The following is a 16,055-nucleotide window of genomic DNA, read 5'->3' as shown; positions in this document are numbered from 1 at the left end:
CTGCACACTCACACCTCCAGATTGTATTTTTCCGAATACCCTCTTGGGGTTATCATCTGATCACCATCCACGATCGTTCCGGAAGAGGGGATTATGATCAGCGTATGCATGTCCGCAAGTTCAGCAACTTCATCGAGTCGCACAATCATGACCTCCTCACCATCCCTGCAAACATTTCTGGCGAGGGCGACAAAGCAGTTGCCCCTGTACTCCCGAATTATTTCAACAGCGTTCTCCAGCCGGGATTTCCTCCTTCTGCTTGAGGGGTTGTACAGCGCAATAACAAAATCCCCCTCAAGTGCCTTTCTCAGCCTCCTTTCGATAATGTCCCATGGAGTGAGCAGATCGCTCAAACTGATTACAGCGTGATCTCCAGCTATGGCAGAGCCAAATAGAGGGGAAGCTGCATTTAAGGCAGAAACTCCCGGAACTACTTCCCAGTCAATTTCGATTCCATTTCTGTAAATAACCTCTGCAACAAGAGGAGCGAGTCCGTAAATGCTGGGATCACCACCGCTAACAAGACAGACCACGTAGCCGTCCTCCACAAGCCCTATGGCCTTTTTCACTCGTTCGACCTCTTTACCCATTCCGCTCTCCACGATCTTACCAACCACAACATCTCTGATAAAATCAAGGTATCTTTTATGCCCTATCACATAATCGGCACCTTTAAGGACTTCTTCAGCTTTCAGCGTGAGCAATTCTCTGCATCCGGGTCCGATGCCCACAACATAAAGCTTACCTTGCGATTGCAACTGTAACGCCTCCGTAAATTTTTTTTGGAAGTAAAATCTTTCTTTCTCTCGAAAAATAAAGAGCGCAGGCCTCGCTAACACTCTTAAGCCCGATCCGCTCAGCTTTTGATTCAGATGAGACATCCATGCTGTTGATTTCCTGATCACTCAGAAACATGAGAGGTCTCTTGAAATAATCGGACACCTTTCTTAGTTCCTCACTGCCTTTTTTACCCTCCCACGTTGAAATTACTCTGATATCGCTTCTTCCAGCCCCAATTTCCTTCAAAGCCTTTTCAATAGCGCAGATTATTTCCTCAGCCCCGACATTTTTCCTGAATCCTATGCCCACACTAAGCCCATCCTCGAACTCCATTGCCGTGGTTATCACTGCCCTCATCCCGAGCTTTTCAAGCCTCAAAGCAATCTCGTTTGCTCCATGGTGGCCACCCAGGAGAGGTACCGCATAATTCATCCCCTTGTCAATTACCACAACGGCAGGGTCCACCCATTTGCTCTTCACAATTCCACACAGCCCCCTGACGACTATGCCGGTTGGCATGATGGCAACGATTGCATCATGGTCAGCGAGCCTCTCCCACACGTTTTTCTCATATATTACGATTTCTCCACCCAAAAATCCGGCAACTTTTTTCAGCTTTTCCAGGTCTTTTTCAAATCCAACTACCGAGATGCGTATAGTATCGACCTCCTTGCAGTTTTTATGGCCCTGCCTATGACAATTGTCGCAGTTTTTCTGATTCCTGACTTTTCCACCCTATCAGCGATATCGGCGAGAGTTCCTTCAATAACCCGCTCGTCCTCCCTGCTCGCCCTGTAAACAACGCAGACAGGCTCGTCGTAACCTCTGATTTTCCCGACTCTCTCGGCAATATCCCTGATTTTGTCTATGCCCAGCAAAATTACCAGCGTGGAGTTTGTTCTCGCAAACACCTCAATCTCGTCCTTTTCGAGTGTTCTGCCTGCCGGTCTTGTTATCACCACGCTCGGGATGTCTGGCGAGGTTAGCTCACTCCGTATCGCAGAAGCTGATGCAAAGATGCTGCTAACCCCGGGAATTACCTCAACCTCAATCCCACGCTTTTCAAGCTCTGCAATCTGTTCATTTATCGCTCCGTAAATGCTTGGATCGCCGCTCTGCAATCTGACCACAAGTTTCCCCTCACGGACTGAACGCTCAATTAAATCAACTATCTCTTCGAGACTTTTCCCGTAGCTGTTCACCTTTTCACCATTGAACTCATCCAGAAGCTCAGCCTCAACAAGCGAACCTGGGTAGATCACGAGATCAGCCTTTTTTAGCAGTTTGTAGGCTTTTACGGTAAGAAGCTCAGGGTCCCCTGGACCAAATCCCGCAAAATACACCTTCATCTCCATCCCACCAGCAGAGTGAAATATGATGACTTTTCCTTCGGCTCTCCAACAGACTCTCCTTCCATGAACATCCTCTCAACCTGCACAACTCTGTAGCCATCACTTCTAAGCGTTTCAGCCAGTTCTCCAGATTTAACTGCTTTTAGAACGACAACATACCGCTCTTCACCGTCGAGAGCAGAGGTTACTCTGAAAGAAGAATCAACGAATTTTTTAAGCCTCGAGAAAACGGCTGTAAAGCTCGGCACACCTGGAACAAGCTCTACATTAACCCCAGGATTTTTCTGCTTCACTGCATGGAACACATCCTGAAACGTCGAAAAAAAAGCAACATCTCCAAGAACACAGAAGGCTATGTCCTCTTCAATGCATCTCTGTGCAAGCTCAGTGGAAAGGTCATCCACAATCTTCTCAGCATTGCCCATTGGAAATTCAACGACTCTAACCTCCTCTCTGTAATTTTTCACCACGTTTTCAGCAAGCCTGCCCGGCACAATAACTTCATCAGCCTGCTCGATCACTCTCTTAGCCCTGAGAGTTACAAGCCCCGCATCACCTGGCCCAAGACTAACTCCGTAGAGCATGTCCGACCACCACGAAAACTGGATTGTAGGATTTAAAAGCCAAGCCTCCCACAAGTTCGTAGCTTTTAGATATGTTCGCAAAAACTATCTCCTCAAACATGCCATTCTCCCTGAGCTTTTCTGCAACTCTGAGGGCCACATCTATCCTCGCACAGTTAACTGCAATCCTGTTCGCCCTGCAAACATCAATCATCCTCTCTATGCCCTTAGTCCCACCGAAAAAAACCCCATCAACATCATGTTCCCTTAGAAAATCGTAACCATCTGAGTTTATTACCTCCACATTTGTCCCCCTGAATTTTTTCTCAAGCCGTGAAGCCAGTTCTCCATCCACCTCAACAGCATAAACCTTGTGGACATATCTTGAGAAAAATTCTGCCACCTTTCCTGTTCCGCTGCCAATGTCAGCAAATACCCAGCGCTTACCCGGCATTAATTTTGAAAACACTATACCTATAATCTCGTCCTTCGTGAACTTACCATAATTAAGTTTATTTTCCATTGGAGCAAAAAAATTTGACATTGTATTAAAGCGTTGCCTTTTGGATTCGAAAATGTTCGGGATAACAAATAAAGCCAGGCGGGAGAATATACTCCCCATGAACGAAACAAAGTGGCGTTCATTCATTATTGAGCATTACAGAAGGCTTTTTCAGGTCTTTTTCTTCACTCTCGCTACATATTCATGGATAAGGCTTTACCTCTTCGTCAAGCATTTCGACGCTGGCTGGCCCTATGTGAGCAGACCAGCATCAATCGAAGCTTTTTTACCAATTGGGGCACTCGTATCATTAAAAAATCTGATCGTAAACCATTACATTGACCCAATCCATCCGGCAGCCCTCGTAATATTCCTTTCAATAATACTATCGGCGGTGCTCCTGAAAAGAGGTTTCTGTGGATGGGTGTGTCCGATCGGATTTCTCTCGGAAATGGTGGGCCTCGCAGGAAAGAAGATTTCAGGAAAAAACCTCAGGGGATACAGTTATGCCAGAATCATAAAATACCTGCTTTTGCTGTTCTTTCTCTACCTCATCCTCCCCATGAAACCTGAAGAGCTTACAGCGTTTATTTTTTCACCATACTGGGCAATAGCAGATGTTAAACTGCTGGATTTCTGGCTTAACCCCGGAACCCTGACAATAGTGGTTACGGCGCTGATAATCGTACTAACCCTTTTTGTCAGAAATTTCTGGTGCAGATTCTTATGTCCCTACGGAGCTTTGCTCAGCGTCCTATCATACCTATCGCCGGCCAGAATTGAAAAAACCGACTGCACATACTGCAGAAAATGCGATGAAGCGTGCCCTTCGTTTATCGAAATAAGCGAGAGAGAATCCGTCAGCAGTCCGGAATGCATAATGTGCCTGGAGTGTGTCAAAACATGTCCTCAGGGGTACCTCTCCCTCAAAATGGCGGGAAGGAGAATGAGCAGGCTCACATATCCGCTGATGATTGTCGCCATGCTGTTCGGGTTCTTCATAATTGCAAAGCTGAGCGGTCACTGGGACAGTATTCTGAGCTACGAGGACTATAAGAAGTTACTTGCCCTGAGAAAGTTCATAGGGCATTAAAGCACAATTTTTTAAAGATTATAACATATTGGGGCTGTGCTGTTCGTTGTCGGAGTTGGACTCAAAAAGGAGCATCTCACTGACGAAGCCAAAGAAGCGATTTCAAGAGCTGAAAAAGTTTATGGAAGCGAGAGGTCTCTAACAATCGCCGAAGACTGGATTAGGGGAAAGACAGTTGTTTTGAAAAAGTTTGACGCCGACGTTTACAGAAGAATCGAACGTGAAGGTGAAGAGAGAGACGTTGCTATTCTCTCAACAGGAGACCCTATGGTTGCCGGTCTTGGCAAGTTTTTCAGAAACGCAAAAATAATCCCGGGAATCTCGAGTGTTCAGGTTGCACTTGCGAGAGTTAAAGCTGACATCTGCGATGTGAGCGTTTTCAATGCCCACAGCCAGAATCCAGAATTTTTTGGCCAGAGAAACATGTTGATCCTAGCAAGAAAGGGAGTCCAGCTTGACTTCCCAGGAAAAAAGATGGTGATACTCGAAAATCTCGAAAGCGAAAATGAGAAGATTTATGAAGTGCAGGACTCTTTTACCGCTGAGGAGAATTACACGATCGTCTTTGTGAGGGTGAAAGAATGAAAAGAGGTCTGATTATAGTCGGACACGGCGGCAATCTGCCCCACTATGCTGAAGTTATGGCGGAGCATAAGAAGAGAATCCAGAGCTTTGGCATATTCGACGAGGTTGAGATAGCCTACGCCACAGGAGACAGGGAGCCCACACCCGATACAGTCGTCAGAGAAATGCAATCAGAGTTGATTTTCCTCGTTCCAATGTTTCTTTCCTACGGGCTGCATGTAACAAAAGACCTGCCAGCATTCTTCAACCTCGATGAGGGGAAGGGTATAAAGGTCACGGAAATAGAGGGCAAGAAAATTGTCATCTGCGAACCCATCGGTGAGGATACGTTCATAACCTACGCAATTCTCAACTCCGCATTCAGGGCAGGCGGTCAGCAACATCTCCAACAATGAACAGTACCGGCCCTTTGAAATCATTCATTTTTTCGCCTATGTTCTTCAGTTTTCCCTTAACAACCCTCTGAGTTTTCAGAGTCCCGTTCTCGATTGCAACAGCAGGTTTATCGGGGCTGATGCCAATCTCAATCATCCTCCTCGCAACGCTCTGGATGCTATCCCTTCCCATCATGACCACAAACGTTCCCTCCAGTATCGCTTCGATCCCGAAATCCTCTCTTCCCGAAAGAACTGTCAGTGACGAAATTCCCTTGGCAGTCAGAGGAATTCCGGCAGAGGCAGGAACACCATTCAACGAGCTTACTCCAGGTATAATTTCAAACGGTATTCTGTTTACCTTCAGAAAAGCAATCTCGTCCGCAAGTCTGCCAAAAATTCCGGGATCTCCTCCCTTCAGTCTCGCAACAGTCTTTCCCTCAAGCGCATATTTTTTCATCATTTCGTTTATTTCCTTCTGCCTCTTCCCCCCGTTACCATCGCCCTTTCTTTTTCCAGCATAAACAAGCTCTTTATTTTTGCAATCAACAAGCTCAAAGATCCTCTCATCGATGAGCGCATCATACAGGATTACATCCGCTTTTTCAAGAGCTTTGAGTCCCCTGAGAGTTATGAGTTCAGGGTCTCCAGGACCTGCTCCAACGATGTACACAAAGCCCATCATACCCTCACAACCTCTGTTTTCTGAACAGTAATCCTTACAGGATAACTGACCGCTTCCCTTTTCACAACTTCCATCATGCTTTCAGAGCATACAAGCATTATCCTCGAACCACCTATGGCTCTCAGGAAAGCTCTTTCCATTGCGGCGGAGGTTATGTCCGCCTCAACTCCTTCTCTTTCAAGCCATTCTCTTGCCCTTTTGCCCATGACAGCCACGAAGTCAAATTCAGCCGGATCCGGGAGGCAGGAATTATCGGGAACAAGCACAACCTCTCCGCCATGGTACCATGTTCTGACCCCGCATTTTTCTGCGATGGAATGGTCGATGTAAACGTCATCGAAGATTACCTTTCCCCCATCCATGATCAAAAACCTGTCCCCCACTGCCCTTGCAAAGTCGTAATCGTGTGTTGAGATTATCAACCCCCTTCCATCCTTTTTCATCTCCATAACAATCTCAATTATCTCTTTCAATCCGAAACCATCCACTCCTGCGGTAGGTTCGTCCATCACCACATAATCTGGCTCCATTGCGAGGACTCCTGCAATTGCTACCCTCTTCTTTTCCCCTCCGCTGAGCCTGCTGCAGAGTCTGTTTTCGTAGCCATCAAGCCCGAGCTTTTTCAGAATCGACTCTATTTTACCGTCATCTCTAACTCCCACATTTTCAGGTCCAAAAACGACATCTTGCCATACGGTTGGAGCGACGATCTGGTCGTCCGGATTCTGAAAAACAAATCCTATTTTCTTCCTCAACTCAATGAGTGATTTTCTGTCGTATCTAACCTTAACCCCATCAACATAAACCCCGCCCCTGTCAGGTTTTAAAAGTCCGTTCAGGTGCATTAAAAGAGTTGATTTTCCAGCCCCATTCCTGCCCATAAGTATCGTTACCTCTCCCTTTTCAGCAACCATATTGATCCCCCTGAGGACATTCCTGTCCCCGTAAGAGAACCACAGATTTCTGACCTCTATCATAGTACCACCCCCGCAAGAGTCAGGAGAGAGATTACCACCAGTGCATGAACTGTCCCTTTATTCCTCCCGGAAACGACCGGAACTTTTCCCGAATAACACCTTGCTTCCATCGCCATGTCCAGTTTTTCCGCTCGGTCCAATGATTTCACAAACATCGAGTATCCAATCAGGGCAGCAGTCCTCACGAAACTCTTTCTGTTCGCAAAACCCAGTCTTGATTCTGCAGATGTTTCAAGCCTGAAAAGTTCGTCAAGGAAGATCTGTATGCTCCTGTAAATCAGAGACATCATTTCAACGACGAAATCGGGTAGCCTGAGTTTTTTCAGGGCAGACAGTAATTCGGGAATGCTGGTTGTAAAGATCAGGTAGAACATGAGCGAGAGCGATGAATACGTTCTCAGAAAGGTTCTGAAAGCTGTCTCCACACCCTCCCTGCTGAAGAGCCATACAAGATGTTCACCGGGCGTGATGACGGCAATCACAAAGAGAGCAGGAACTATGAAGTATGACGGCACCCTCAAAAACCTGAAGTAGCTGAATCCGGTCGAGTAAAGAGACAGGGCTGAAAAGATGAGGAATGCCAAAAGAAAAACCGGTGTTTTGTTGAATGCATACAGCAGAATAAATGAAAAGATAACAAAATAAACGTTTACCTGCCCTTCTATGAGTTTTCTTGAGTCTGCCTGAATTTCCTCAAGCGTTTCGTGCATCCTTACCAGCACCGTGCCTGCCGATCACATAACCAACGACGAATGCCCCGATACCTGCCTGAACACTGAAAAGCAGGCTCTCGATTTCACCGCTCGGTGGCTCCCAGACCGGGGAGAACCACGGCTCATAATCGGGGGAGAGCTGTTTTATTGCCTCCTCCGCCTTCTCGTCCGCTCCCGACCAATTTTCAGCTTTCGCCAGTGGGAGCTGTAGAACCATGAAAGCCAGCATCAGAATGAACAGCGTTCTTTTCACGCCACCACCCCTTCCTTCACCACATCGCGGTCAATCTGTGCAATGTAGCCTATGAGCAGAGCAGAGAAAATCCCCTCAACAATCGCAACCGGAATTTGAGTTAGGGCGAATATACCCATAAACGTGAGCGCCGAATTTATCATGCTGGTCCCCGGAAACGCCAGTGCAAGCTGCAGAGAGGTCACAACATAGGTGAACCAGTCTGCAACAACTGCAGTTATGAAGGCGTTCACCTTAAGGCTCACCCTGTCCTTCAAAGCCCTGTAAACCAGCCACCCGGCAAACGGCCCTACAATACCCATTGACGCAGTGTTGGCACCGAGCGTTGTGAGTCCCCCATGAGCAAGGAGCAATGCCTGGTACAGAAGAACTATTGCCGAGAGAAACGCAGTAACTGCAGGACCAAAAAGCATCGTTGAAATTCCCGTACCAGTTGGGTGAGAGCAGCTACCCGTAACCGGAGAAGGAATTTTAAGAGAAGACAGGACGAAAATGAACCCTCCAGCCACAGCCAGCAGAGCTTTGTTTTTCGGATTTTCCTCAATCAGTCTCTTTGATTTCAATGCTCCGTAAACTACGAAGACCAGCGACACTGCATACCAGAACACGGCCCATACCGGCGGAAGAAAACCCTCCATGATGTGCATTAAACCACCTCTCTTGATTTTTTGTCAAGAAAAATTGACAATATTTAAAAAACTTTCGAAACAGGTGGTTGAAAAAGAGGGGGAAAATTCATGCATGCCTTTGTAATTGCCGGAACAAACAGTGGTTCTGGAAAAACATCCATAGGAATATCCATAGCCTCAGCTCTGATGAAAAGAGGACTGAAGGTCCAGCCATTCAAGGTTGGTCCCGATTTCATCGACCCAACCCATTACTCCTTCTGCGAGTGGGGGGTGAATCTGGATGCATTCATGATGGGAGAGAACGGTGTCAGGAGGTCTTTCTGCAGGTGGGTGAAAGGAAAGGATGTCGCCCTGATCGAAGGTGTTATGGGGCTTTTCGATGGCTACAGCCTGACAACATTCTCGTCAACCGCCCACATCGCCAGAATTCTGAATATTCCGGTCATACTTACAATGAATGTCAGGGCAATGTCTGTATCGGCACTGGCCATGTTCGAAGGGTTCAGAAATTATGACAGAAGGCTGAACGTGGCAGGAGTTATATTCAACAGCGCAACGAAATTCCACGAGAAATTAAAGAGAATTTTCGAGGAGAGGGGCTACAAGGTTTTTGGAGTTGTGCCGAAAACAGATCTGCTAAAAATTGAAAGCAGACACCTGGGACTGCACCTGGGCATGGAGGTGGAAAGAGACCTGGACAGAATTGCTGAATTTGCTGAAGAGCACATAGACATAGACGGAATCCTTGAGATGAGCGAGATGGATATTGATTGCGAGAATTTTGAAGAGACTGAAAGGGACGGATTCAAAATCGGAGTGCCTTTTGACGAGGCGTTCTCATTCTACTACAGAGACAACCTCGAAGCTCTCAGGAAGTTCGGCAAAATTGAGTTCTTCTCTCCTCTGAAAGGAGAGAGAATCGAATGCGATGCATACTACATCGGAGGTGGATATCCTGAACTTTATGAGTTTCCGGAATTTCTCAGGTTTATCAGGAAGGAAGCCCTTGACGAGAAGCCAATCTATGCCGAATGTGGAGGCATGATGATGCTCTCAAGAACGCTCGAGATTGACGGGAAAAAAAGAAAAATGGCGGGCGTACTTGACATGGACATCGAATTCACGAGAAAACTCCAGGCACTAGGATATATCAGAGGTGAGGTCATAAGAGACAACCCCTATTTCACCGGGTCTTTCAGAGGACACGAATTCCACTACAGCATCGCCCACCCAGACATCGATGTGAGGTTCGCCTTCAGAACGGATGGAAAGGGGATAACGGATGGCCTGGATGGAGTTTTGGCTCACCGAACGCTTGCAGGTTACAGTCACATTCATTTCTATTCGGCATACATCAAAGAATTTCTTAGGGGAAACGCTTAAATCCTTCATAATCTGATTTGATTTTAAGGTGATATGATGAAGGTCGTGATTGATGAAAGCACATGTACGGGCTGCGGGACATGTGAGAGCATCTGTCCTGAGGTTTTCCAGCTGGGCGATGACGGTCTTGCCCATGTTGTTGGTGAATGTGAGGGGCTTGAGGAGTGCTGCCAGGAAGCAGCGGATAACTGCCCGGTAGAGGCAATAACAATAGAGTGAAAAATTCCATTTAAATTAAGATTTCTATTTATATTTTCCACAGAAAAGAATTTAAAGCACCTCTCAGGCCATAAAGTAATGCGAAAACTTGTTGCAGTAGTAGTCATTGTACTGCTGTTCTCCGGAATCGCCGGAGCATGGGATATACAGAAGCTCGAATACAATGCCAGTACTTCCACTCTGAAAATAGATTACGATCTGAATCCGTTTGAAGGTTTTCTTGCGTTTATTCTCGGGGGGGAGTTTTCGAAGAAAATCACGGAAAACTTCATCCTGGGGAACTACACCTTAGTCCATGCTGGCTTCACATCCGTAACGATTCAGCTCAATGAGACAGTGCACTTCAAGGAGCCTGTTGCCGTAAAAATAGTAAACGGAAACGAAAGTTATTTCCTCACAAATGTTACCGAACTGAAGCCAGACTTTGAGAGGCCAAAAAATTAGAGTCTTATCTCCCTTAGAATGTACTCAGGAGGAATTTCTTTTGCAAGGACTATATGTTCATTGACCTTTATCAGCCTTATACCGTCCTCTCTCGCCTTTTTTGCATCGATTTCCAGAATTATTGGTTCGTCAGTCCTCAATCTTGCAACTTCCTCGCTTTTTTCAAGTGTCGTTGAAAGATGCACGTAAGCCTGGTTGACTGGCTTGATTCCGAGATCAAGAAGTCTAACGGACTCCTCCTCACTTGTTCCATAGTAGAGTAGGTCCTCCTCAGCATCAGGCATATCTGTAAGCTTAACGTCAACACTGTGTCCGTATCTCGCCCTTATCTTCCCCTCCTTAAGCTCATATCTGCCCTTCCTATCACTGTAGATCAGAGCCTTCACAACCCACCTGTTCGCCCACCTGTACCTCCTCGAGACTATTCTCAGCAGGCGTTCAAAGTCCACCCATCCATTTTTATCCATTTCCAGCCGGAATTTGTCAGGAAAGTGTCTCAAAACGCCCGATATGAACTTCCCAAGTCTCTCTACCTTTTCCTTCGGAATCACAACCTCCCCAGAATAACCGCAAACATCGCAGGTCTCTCCCCTGTAAAATCCGTGTTCCGGGCAAATTCTAACGTCTTCCATACCTCACCACCCAGACTAACGCGAGTATTGCACCGATTGCACTGCAGGTTTCAAGGCTCACTCCTCTGAATGTTACGTCAAGGTTGTATCTGGCTCTCTTTATTAAATCTTTTGGGAGACCCTTTCTTCCAAGACCGATGAGAAAACAGGCAGATTTAAGTTTCCGAATATCCTCAAGCGACAGAATATTGTTTTCCGGTTTTGAAGTAGTTGCAATAATCTCTCCAAAATGGGAGGGGACTTTGCTGATTAAATGCAGCCTTCCCTCTTCCTCAAGCATTTTGAGATACCTCCCCCCCTCACCGATGGTTGTGTAGTCCATAACGTCCCTGACAAGCTCGCCCTTTTCCTTCCAGAAATTGAAATCAAAGAGAGCGAGGTGAAAATCGTAAGCATAACAGAGCGGAGCAGCCCTTGCTATTGTCCTGAGATGAATCTCATGTAGCTTCAGTTTATCATACGTGTTAACCAGACATGCTACCATCATTTCAAACCCTCCAGAAATTTAACCATATTCCTGTAATGGCTGCCAAGCCAGTATAGCTTCCTGCAGTTCTCACAGTACCAGAGTTCATACCTTTCCATAAGGTTCTCCTCTATACCCTCCATTTTCATCACCTCCCTTGCCTCACGTTCAGTCGGTTTCCTCAGGAGAGTGTTGCAGACACTGCACCTCACCATCCTGATCTCGGCAGTTATCCCAAATTCCTGCATCTCTCTTATCTGCTCGATTACACTGTCGCTGTCAATGAAGACGACCTTCCTCCCCCTTCTGACGGATCTTTCGTAAAGCTCCTTGTCCCTCGTCAGAAGGATTCTGTCCTGGAAGTTTTCCAGCAGAAACGTGTCCTCATCATCAACATCAAAGTCTCCGATGTAAAGAGTATCATAACCAAAGATCCTGAGCCAAGTGGCGAGTTTTCCGAGCATCCTGTCAACCACGAACCTCAAATTCCATCCACCACCTTGGATCGGCATTCTCAAGCATCCTGTAAAGTGATTGCCCTGAACTCGTTTTCAGCTCAATGTTCCTTCCAAAAAGCTCTGCATCAGAGTTTCTCAGCCCATATATTCTGCTCTGCACATACAGTTCAAGCTTATCGGCATCATGGACAATATCACCATATCTTTCAAGCATATCTCTCAGCACTCTCGCTTCCTCAAAATCCATCTGGTCATCAAACGCTTTTTCTGTATCCACATCAACATACATTTTCGCAAGCTTATGAAGGTCGAGAGTCCTTGCTTCTGTTGAATCGTGAAACAGTGCTGCAATACCGCACTTGGATGCGTCATCCAGATTACCGTATTCCATCAAACCGAGAAAGAATGCTATTACGGCTGACAGGAATGAATGTTCAGCCACACTTTCAGGATTCTCTATACCCACTTTCAGCCAGCCGGACCTCGGAACAGATTTCAGCGAGGCGAGTTCAAAGATCAGGCGTTCAAGAGGCATACAGAGAATTTCTCAATGCTTAAATAAATGTTTGTGGTGCATTTCTTGATGAAAATTGAGCTGAACGACAGAAGACTTGTGATATTCACACAACTGGAAAAGGGCGCGAGTGGAGAGGAGCTGGCAAAAAAATTCGGCGTGAGCCGGACATCTGTGTGGAAATTCGTCCAGAAACTCGAAGAAGCAGGATACGTTCTGGAGAGGCGACCAAAGTACAGAATCGTGTCCAAGCCTGACCCGTCACCATTCGATATGGCACTTGCCCTGAAAAAAATCCCGGGGCTGCAGAACTTCTATTACTTCAGAGAGGTCGACTCCACAAACAGATTTGCAAAAGAGGTTGAAAATTCGGCAGTCTTTGCTGAAACCCAGAGCGCCGGAAGAGGAAGGATCGGCAGGAAATGGGAAAGCCAGAGGGGAGGACTGTATGTTTCATTTTCTCTCAACATCAGCATTCCAGTAAATGAAATACCAAAACTGACCCTTCTGGCAGGAGTGGCTGTTGCCAAAACACTTGAGGATTACGAAGCAAGAATAAAATGGCCAAATGATGTGCTGATAAACGATAAAAAGGTGTCAGGAATACTGAGCGAGTTCGTAGGGGAGGAGCTTTCGGCCAGAGTAATCATGGGAATAGGGATTAACGTAAAGAATAAAATACCAGGTCATCTAAGGGATAAAGCAATATCACTTAAAGAAATTGACGAAAGTGTCAGCATAACAGATATTTTTGTCAGGCTGTGCACGAATCTTTCGGAACTGATGAAAAGATATCCTTCAGAGTGGAAATCAATTCTCGGAGAATGGAAAAGGCTCAGTAGCACCATTGGAAAGCATGTGGTAATCGAAGCCGGAGGGCGAAAGTACAGGGGTATGGCCATTGACATCGACCTGGATGGGGGCCTGATTGTCAGAACAGAGCACGGGAATGAGAAGATAATTTCCGGAGAGTGCTTCTACACCAGTTACTGAACAAAAATTATTTAAATGGATGTTCTCCATGGTAGATGTGCTTACGGGCTATCTCGTTAGAGAGATGAAAGATGAAGAGGTTGAAGAGATTATCATTGCCGAATACGAGCATTTCGGATACAGTGTTTTTGCAGATCTTTCAAAGACTGACTACAGCAAGAAAGTGATAGTATGCGAGGAAGATGGAGAAATTGCAGGATTCGCTGTTCTGTACTGGGATGAAAACAGTTTTCACATCGGGAGCCTTATTGTGGACGACAGGTACAGAGGCTCCGGAATCGGTAAGGCTCTCGTGGATGGAGCAAAAAAGGAGGCTTTCAAGCGTGGGTTCAGAAAAATTTATGCTGACGTCTCGGTAAGCAGCTCGGCGCTCGACTTCTATATGAGCAATGGATTTGAAATAGAAGAGACCATAAAGCATTACTATGGAATCTCCAAGCATGCTTTCAGGCTTTCTCTGACCGTTTAGACCTGAGATCTTTCAATGGTTCCGTTTCAATTGGTTTTTCTTTAATCAATCCTTCAGGCCGGTAGTAGAGAATCACAATCATCAGGACACCGAATATTATGTACTGCAGCCAGTTAACATCAAACGGAAGATTCAGTAGTGATGCAATCTCATGCTTGTATCCATCAAGCAGTCTCCAGATAACCACAAAGCTCATAACTCCTGCAAGAACACCTCTGTTATTGGATATTCCCCCGAGAAGGACCATGAGAAACGGATAAAACGTCCAGTTGACCCTTGCAAATAGATTGACAATCCCAATAACGTTTCCGGCATAGTATGAATACAGCACACCAGCCATTGAAGCCACTGCAGAGCTGAATGCAAGGGTTTTGATTCTCACCCACATTATGTCCTTTCCAGAAAACTGCAGAGCGACTGCATCTTCTCTCATTGCTCTGAGCAATCTCCCATAAGGGGAGTTGAGCGCCCTTTCTAGAAAGAGGTACGTAAGCAGCGCAAAGAAGAGAATTAACCCCACGAAAACCCATTCCCTCACACTTCCCGAGACAAACGCAAGAACATCTGGTACAGGGGCACCATAGTATCCCCCGACAAGGGCAGTATTGTTGTATGCGATCATGAACATTATCTCTGCTATCGCAAGGAGAGTTATTGCCAGATAATCGCTTTCAAGCTTTGCGCTGGGAAGAATGAACAGGCCACCTATAACCGCTCCAACCAGCCCCGCCAGAGCCAGGGAGAAGAGCAAAAGCCCTATGCCAAACACAGGATTGGCTGCGATGACCTCATCGACCACGCTTTTCATGAAACCGCTGGCCTGAGTTATAGTACTGCCCTTAACAGAGAACACAGATATTAAAATTCGATTGACAATCGCTCCAGCAGTAAACGCTCCGATGAGCACCGCCAGAGCCTTTCCAAAGTTGGGAATTCCCCCATAACCATATTCAATGTTCAGACTTAAGGCTATAATCGAATATATTCCAAACCACAGAAGTATCGAGCTTATTAAGGTTTCCAGCGCCATAGGTACCTCCTCCAGTTAACAGACGTTAGCCCCTTGGGTATGAAGAGCAAAGTGAGAATCAGAATTGTAAGGGACACGGCTTTGGTGTAAACAAGAACGGACATTCCGAACACCTTGCTCAGCCAGAATGTTACAAGACTTTCGGACAGACCCACAAGATACCCACCGAGAATTGCTCCATATATCGTGGAAAGTCCACCAACGATACTTGCGGCAAATATTGAGACGATAATCATCTGACCGGTTGCCTGGAAGGTTTCCTGCAGGAAAGGCAGTAAAGCACCCGCAAGGCCTGAAAAAGCACCTGAAAGCAACCAGGAGAACAATCTTGTCGTTTCAACATTGACACCCATTATCTCAGCCAGTGATGGGTTCTCCATTGACGCCCTCATGGCAACACCAAATTTGGTCTTGTAGAGAAGGAAGAAGAGAAGAGCCAGAGAGAGTACCACTGCAAGGGTCGATGAAAGGAGTATCCCCTTTATTCCGGCAAGCTTGAAATCCAAGCTGATAAAATTGAACTTCGATGCATCGGCCTTAATTAACTTGGACATGGACTCGGAAAATATTCCGATCAGCCCGAATAGAATAAGATCCCACGAAAGGGTAGCGATCATCAAAATCAAAATTGAAGCTTCTTTCTTTATAAGGGGCTTGAGTACGAGCAGATACGTCGACACTCCGATTACGGCACCGAACGCAATGGAAAAGGGAATCGAAAGATAAGGGGTTGGGAAACTGAAGACAGTGTACATGAGGTACGCAAAATAGGACGAAAATACTGCGAAGCTCCCCTGTGCAAAGTTTGGCACGGAAGTCGTTATGTACGTGATGGTCAGGCTTATTGCCAGAAGTGTGAGAAGATTAGCATAGATTATTGCATTGTTGACAAGCAAACTCATAGCAAGCTCTTGCAGTAAACTTTTTAAAAAATTAATGGT

24 protein-coding genes are annotated in these 16,055 nt (G+C 46.1%); 8 read left to right on the top strand and 16 right to left on the bottom strand.

Going from position 1 to position 16,055, the window contains the following annotated elements; all coding sequences use genetic code 11:
• Positions 1-8: 8 nt before the first annotated feature.
• From cobJ to LPQ35_RS01905, 5 genes are read right to left on the bottom strand one after another with little or no spacing between them, the layout of a single operon-like run.
• Positions 9-758 (bottom strand): precorrin-3B C(17)-methyltransferase, encoded by a 750-nt coding sequence (gene cobJ, locus LPQ35_RS01925; RefSeq protein ID WP_193806373.1) that lies wholly within the window; start codon positions 756-758, stop codon positions 9-11.
• A complete protein-coding gene (locus LPQ35_RS01920; RefSeq protein WP_203218939.1) occupies positions 742-1,374 on the bottom strand; it encodes a cobalamin biosynthesis protein in 633 nt (210 codons plus the stop codon). Before LPQ35_RS01920 ends, cobJ begins: the two co-directional genes overlap by 17 nt.
• Before the next feature lie 47 nt (positions 1,375-1,421).
• Positions 1,422-2,135: an SAM-dependent methyltransferase gene (locus LPQ35_RS01915; RefSeq protein ID WP_193806375.1), complete on the bottom strand. Its 714-nt coding sequence runs from the start codon at positions 2,133-2,135 to the stop codon at positions 1,422-1,424.
• On the bottom strand, positions 2,126-2,716 hold the full coding sequence (locus tag LPQ35_RS01910) for an SAM-dependent methyltransferase (RefSeq protein ID WP_193806377.1): 591 nt from the start codon (positions 2,714-2,716) through the stop codon (positions 2,126-2,128). The genes LPQ35_RS01915 and LPQ35_RS01910 overlap by 10 nt, the downstream gene beginning before the upstream one ends.
• Entirely contained in the window at positions 2,700-3,218 is a 519-nt protein-coding gene (locus tag LPQ35_RS01905) for an rRNA adenine N-6-methyltransferase family protein (protein WP_193806380.1), read from the bottom strand. Before LPQ35_RS01905 ends, LPQ35_RS01910 begins: the two co-directional genes overlap by 17 nt.
• Before the next feature lie 97 nt (positions 3,219-3,315).
• Between LPQ35_RS01905 and LPQ35_RS01900 the strand changes: the two genes are divergently transcribed.
• The 3 genes from LPQ35_RS01900 to LPQ35_RS01890 are packed head-to-tail and all read left to right on the top strand — an operon-like array spanning position 3,316 to position 5,270.
• Positions 3,316-4,290 (top strand): 4Fe-4S binding protein, encoded by a 975-nt coding sequence (locus tag LPQ35_RS01900; protein ID WP_193806382.1) that lies wholly within the window; start codon positions 3,316-3,318, stop codon positions 4,288-4,290.
• A gap of 36 nt (positions 4,291-4,326) precedes the next feature.
• Positions 4,327-4,875: an SAM-dependent methyltransferase gene (locus LPQ35_RS01895; protein WP_193806384.1), complete on the top strand. Its 549-nt coding sequence runs from the start codon at positions 4,327-4,329 to the stop codon at positions 4,873-4,875.
• Complete coding sequence (locus LPQ35_RS01890; protein WP_346297663.1) at positions 4,872-5,270, top strand: sirohydrochlorin chelatase; 399 nt, start codon at positions 4,872-4,874, stop codon at positions 5,268-5,270. The genes LPQ35_RS01895 and LPQ35_RS01890 overlap by 4 nt, the downstream gene beginning before the upstream one ends.
• On the opposite strand, the gene cobA is transcribed toward LPQ35_RS01890, so the two are convergent.
• Genes cobA through cbiM form a run of 5 tightly spaced genes read right to left on the bottom strand, consistent with a single transcriptional unit; the run spans position 5,236 to position 8,524 of the window.
• Complete coding sequence (gene cobA / locus LPQ35_RS01885) at positions 5,236-5,934, bottom strand: uroporphyrinogen-III C-methyltransferase (RefSeq protein WP_193806388.1); 699 nt, start codon at positions 5,932-5,934, stop codon at positions 5,236-5,238. The genes LPQ35_RS01890 and cobA overlap by 35 nt on opposite strands.
• The gene (locus LPQ35_RS01880) at positions 5,931-6,911 is read right to left on the bottom strand and encodes an ATP-binding cassette domain-containing protein (protein ID WP_193806390.1); all 981 of its coding nucleotides are present in this window, start codon (positions 6,909-6,911) and stop codon (positions 5,931-5,933) included. The genes cobA and LPQ35_RS01880 overlap by 4 nt, the downstream gene beginning before the upstream one ends.
• Positions 6,908-7,621: a cobalt ECF transporter T component CbiQ gene (gene cbiQ / locus LPQ35_RS01875; protein ID WP_193806392.1), complete on the bottom strand. Its 714-nt coding sequence runs from the start codon at positions 7,619-7,621 to the stop codon at positions 6,908-6,910. Before cbiQ ends, LPQ35_RS01880 begins: the two co-directional genes overlap by 4 nt.
• A complete protein-coding gene (locus LPQ35_RS01870; protein WP_193806712.1) occupies positions 7,605-7,853 on the bottom strand; it encodes an energy-coupling factor ABC transporter substrate-binding protein in 249 nt (82 codons plus the stop codon). The genes cbiQ and LPQ35_RS01870 overlap by 17 nt, the downstream gene beginning before the upstream one ends.
• 20 nt (positions 7,854-7,873) lie before the next feature.
• Positions 7,874-8,524 (bottom strand): cobalt ECF transporter S component CbiM, encoded by a 651-nt coding sequence (gene cbiM / locus LPQ35_RS01865; RefSeq protein WP_193806394.1) that lies wholly within the window; start codon positions 8,522-8,524, stop codon positions 7,874-7,876.
• A gap of 90 nt (positions 8,525-8,614) precedes the next feature.
• On the opposite strand from cbiM, the gene LPQ35_RS01860 reads away from it, so the two are divergent.
• The 3 genes from LPQ35_RS01860 (at position 8,615) to LPQ35_RS01850 (ending at position 10,552) form a co-directional block, all read left to right on the top strand.
• Complete coding sequence (locus tag LPQ35_RS01860) at positions 8,615-9,889, top strand: cobyrinate a,c-diamide synthase (protein ID WP_193806397.1); 1,275 nt, start codon at positions 8,615-8,617, stop codon at positions 9,887-9,889.
• Between the two features lie 36 nt (positions 9,890-9,925).
• Positions 9,926-10,108 (top strand): ferredoxin, encoded by a 183-nt coding sequence (locus LPQ35_RS01855; RefSeq protein WP_048093838.1) that lies wholly within the window; start codon positions 9,926-9,928, stop codon positions 10,106-10,108.
• A gap of 78 nt (positions 10,109-10,186) precedes the next feature.
• A complete protein-coding gene (locus LPQ35_RS01850) occupies positions 10,187-10,552 on the top strand; it encodes a hypothetical protein (RefSeq protein WP_193806398.1) in 366 nt (121 codons plus the stop codon).
• On the opposite strand, the gene LPQ35_RS01845 is transcribed toward LPQ35_RS01850, so the two are convergent.
• Genes LPQ35_RS01845 through LPQ35_RS01830 form a run of 4 tightly spaced genes read right to left on the bottom strand, consistent with a single transcriptional unit; the run spans position 10,549 to position 12,643 of the window.
• Positions 10,549-11,184: an RNA 2'-phosphotransferase gene (locus tag LPQ35_RS01845; protein WP_193806399.1), complete on the bottom strand. Its 636-nt coding sequence runs from the start codon at positions 11,182-11,184 to the stop codon at positions 10,549-10,551. The genes LPQ35_RS01850 and LPQ35_RS01845 overlap by 4 nt on opposite strands.
• Positions 11,171-11,671, bottom strand: coding sequence for a DUF531 family protein (locus LPQ35_RS01840; protein ID WP_193806400.1), 501 nt, complete (start codon positions 11,669-11,671; stop codon positions 11,171-11,173). Before LPQ35_RS01840 ends, LPQ35_RS01845 begins: the two co-directional genes overlap by 14 nt.
• Entirely contained in the window at positions 11,668-12,126 is a 459-nt protein-coding gene (locus LPQ35_RS01835; protein WP_346297713.1) for a Mut7-C RNAse domain-containing protein, read from the bottom strand. Before LPQ35_RS01835 ends, LPQ35_RS01840 begins: the two co-directional genes overlap by 4 nt.
• Positions 12,119-12,643 (bottom strand): HD domain-containing protein, encoded by a 525-nt coding sequence (locus LPQ35_RS01830; protein ID WP_193806402.1) that lies wholly within the window; start codon positions 12,641-12,643, stop codon positions 12,119-12,121. Before LPQ35_RS01830 ends, LPQ35_RS01835 begins: the two co-directional genes overlap by 8 nt.
• 48 nt (positions 12,644-12,691) lie before the next feature.
• Here LPQ35_RS01830 and LPQ35_RS01825 point away from each other — a divergent pair, with 48 nt between their 5' ends.
• Both LPQ35_RS01825 and LPQ35_RS01820 read left to right on the top strand, forming a co-directional pair.
• Positions 12,692-13,615: a biotin--[acetyl-CoA-carboxylase] ligase gene (locus LPQ35_RS01825; protein ID WP_193806403.1), complete on the top strand. Its 924-nt coding sequence runs from the start codon at positions 12,692-12,694 to the stop codon at positions 13,613-13,615.
• 28 nt (positions 13,616-13,643) lie between these two features.
• Entirely contained in the window at positions 13,644-14,084 is a 441-nt protein-coding gene (locus LPQ35_RS01820; RefSeq protein ID WP_193806405.1) for a GNAT family N-acetyltransferase, read from the top strand.
• Here the strand turns inward: LPQ35_RS01820 and LPQ35_RS01815 are convergent.
• Both LPQ35_RS01815 and LPQ35_RS01810 read right to left on the bottom strand, forming a co-directional pair.
• On the bottom strand, positions 14,062-15,114 hold the full coding sequence (locus LPQ35_RS01815) for an ABC transporter permease subunit (protein WP_193806407.1): 1,053 nt from the start codon (positions 15,112-15,114) through the stop codon (positions 14,062-14,064). The genes LPQ35_RS01820 and LPQ35_RS01815 overlap by 23 nt on opposite strands.
• The gene (locus LPQ35_RS01810; RefSeq protein ID WP_193806409.1) at positions 15,096-16,016 is read right to left on the bottom strand and encodes an ABC transporter permease subunit; all 921 of its coding nucleotides are present in this window, start codon (positions 16,014-16,016) and stop codon (positions 15,096-15,098) included. Before LPQ35_RS01810 ends, LPQ35_RS01815 begins: the two co-directional genes overlap by 19 nt.
• Positions 16,017-16,055 lie beyond the last annotated feature (39 nt).

It is taken from the genome of Geoglobus acetivorans (genome assembly GCF_039641995.1).
In the GTDB taxonomy this organism is placed as follows: domain Archaea; phylum Halobacteriota; class Archaeoglobi; order Archaeoglobales; family Archaeoglobaceae; genus Geoglobus; species Geoglobus acetivorans.
The sequence above is the reverse complement of the archived record's forward strand: the minus strand, read 5'-3'. Positions and strand labels throughout refer to the sequence as shown.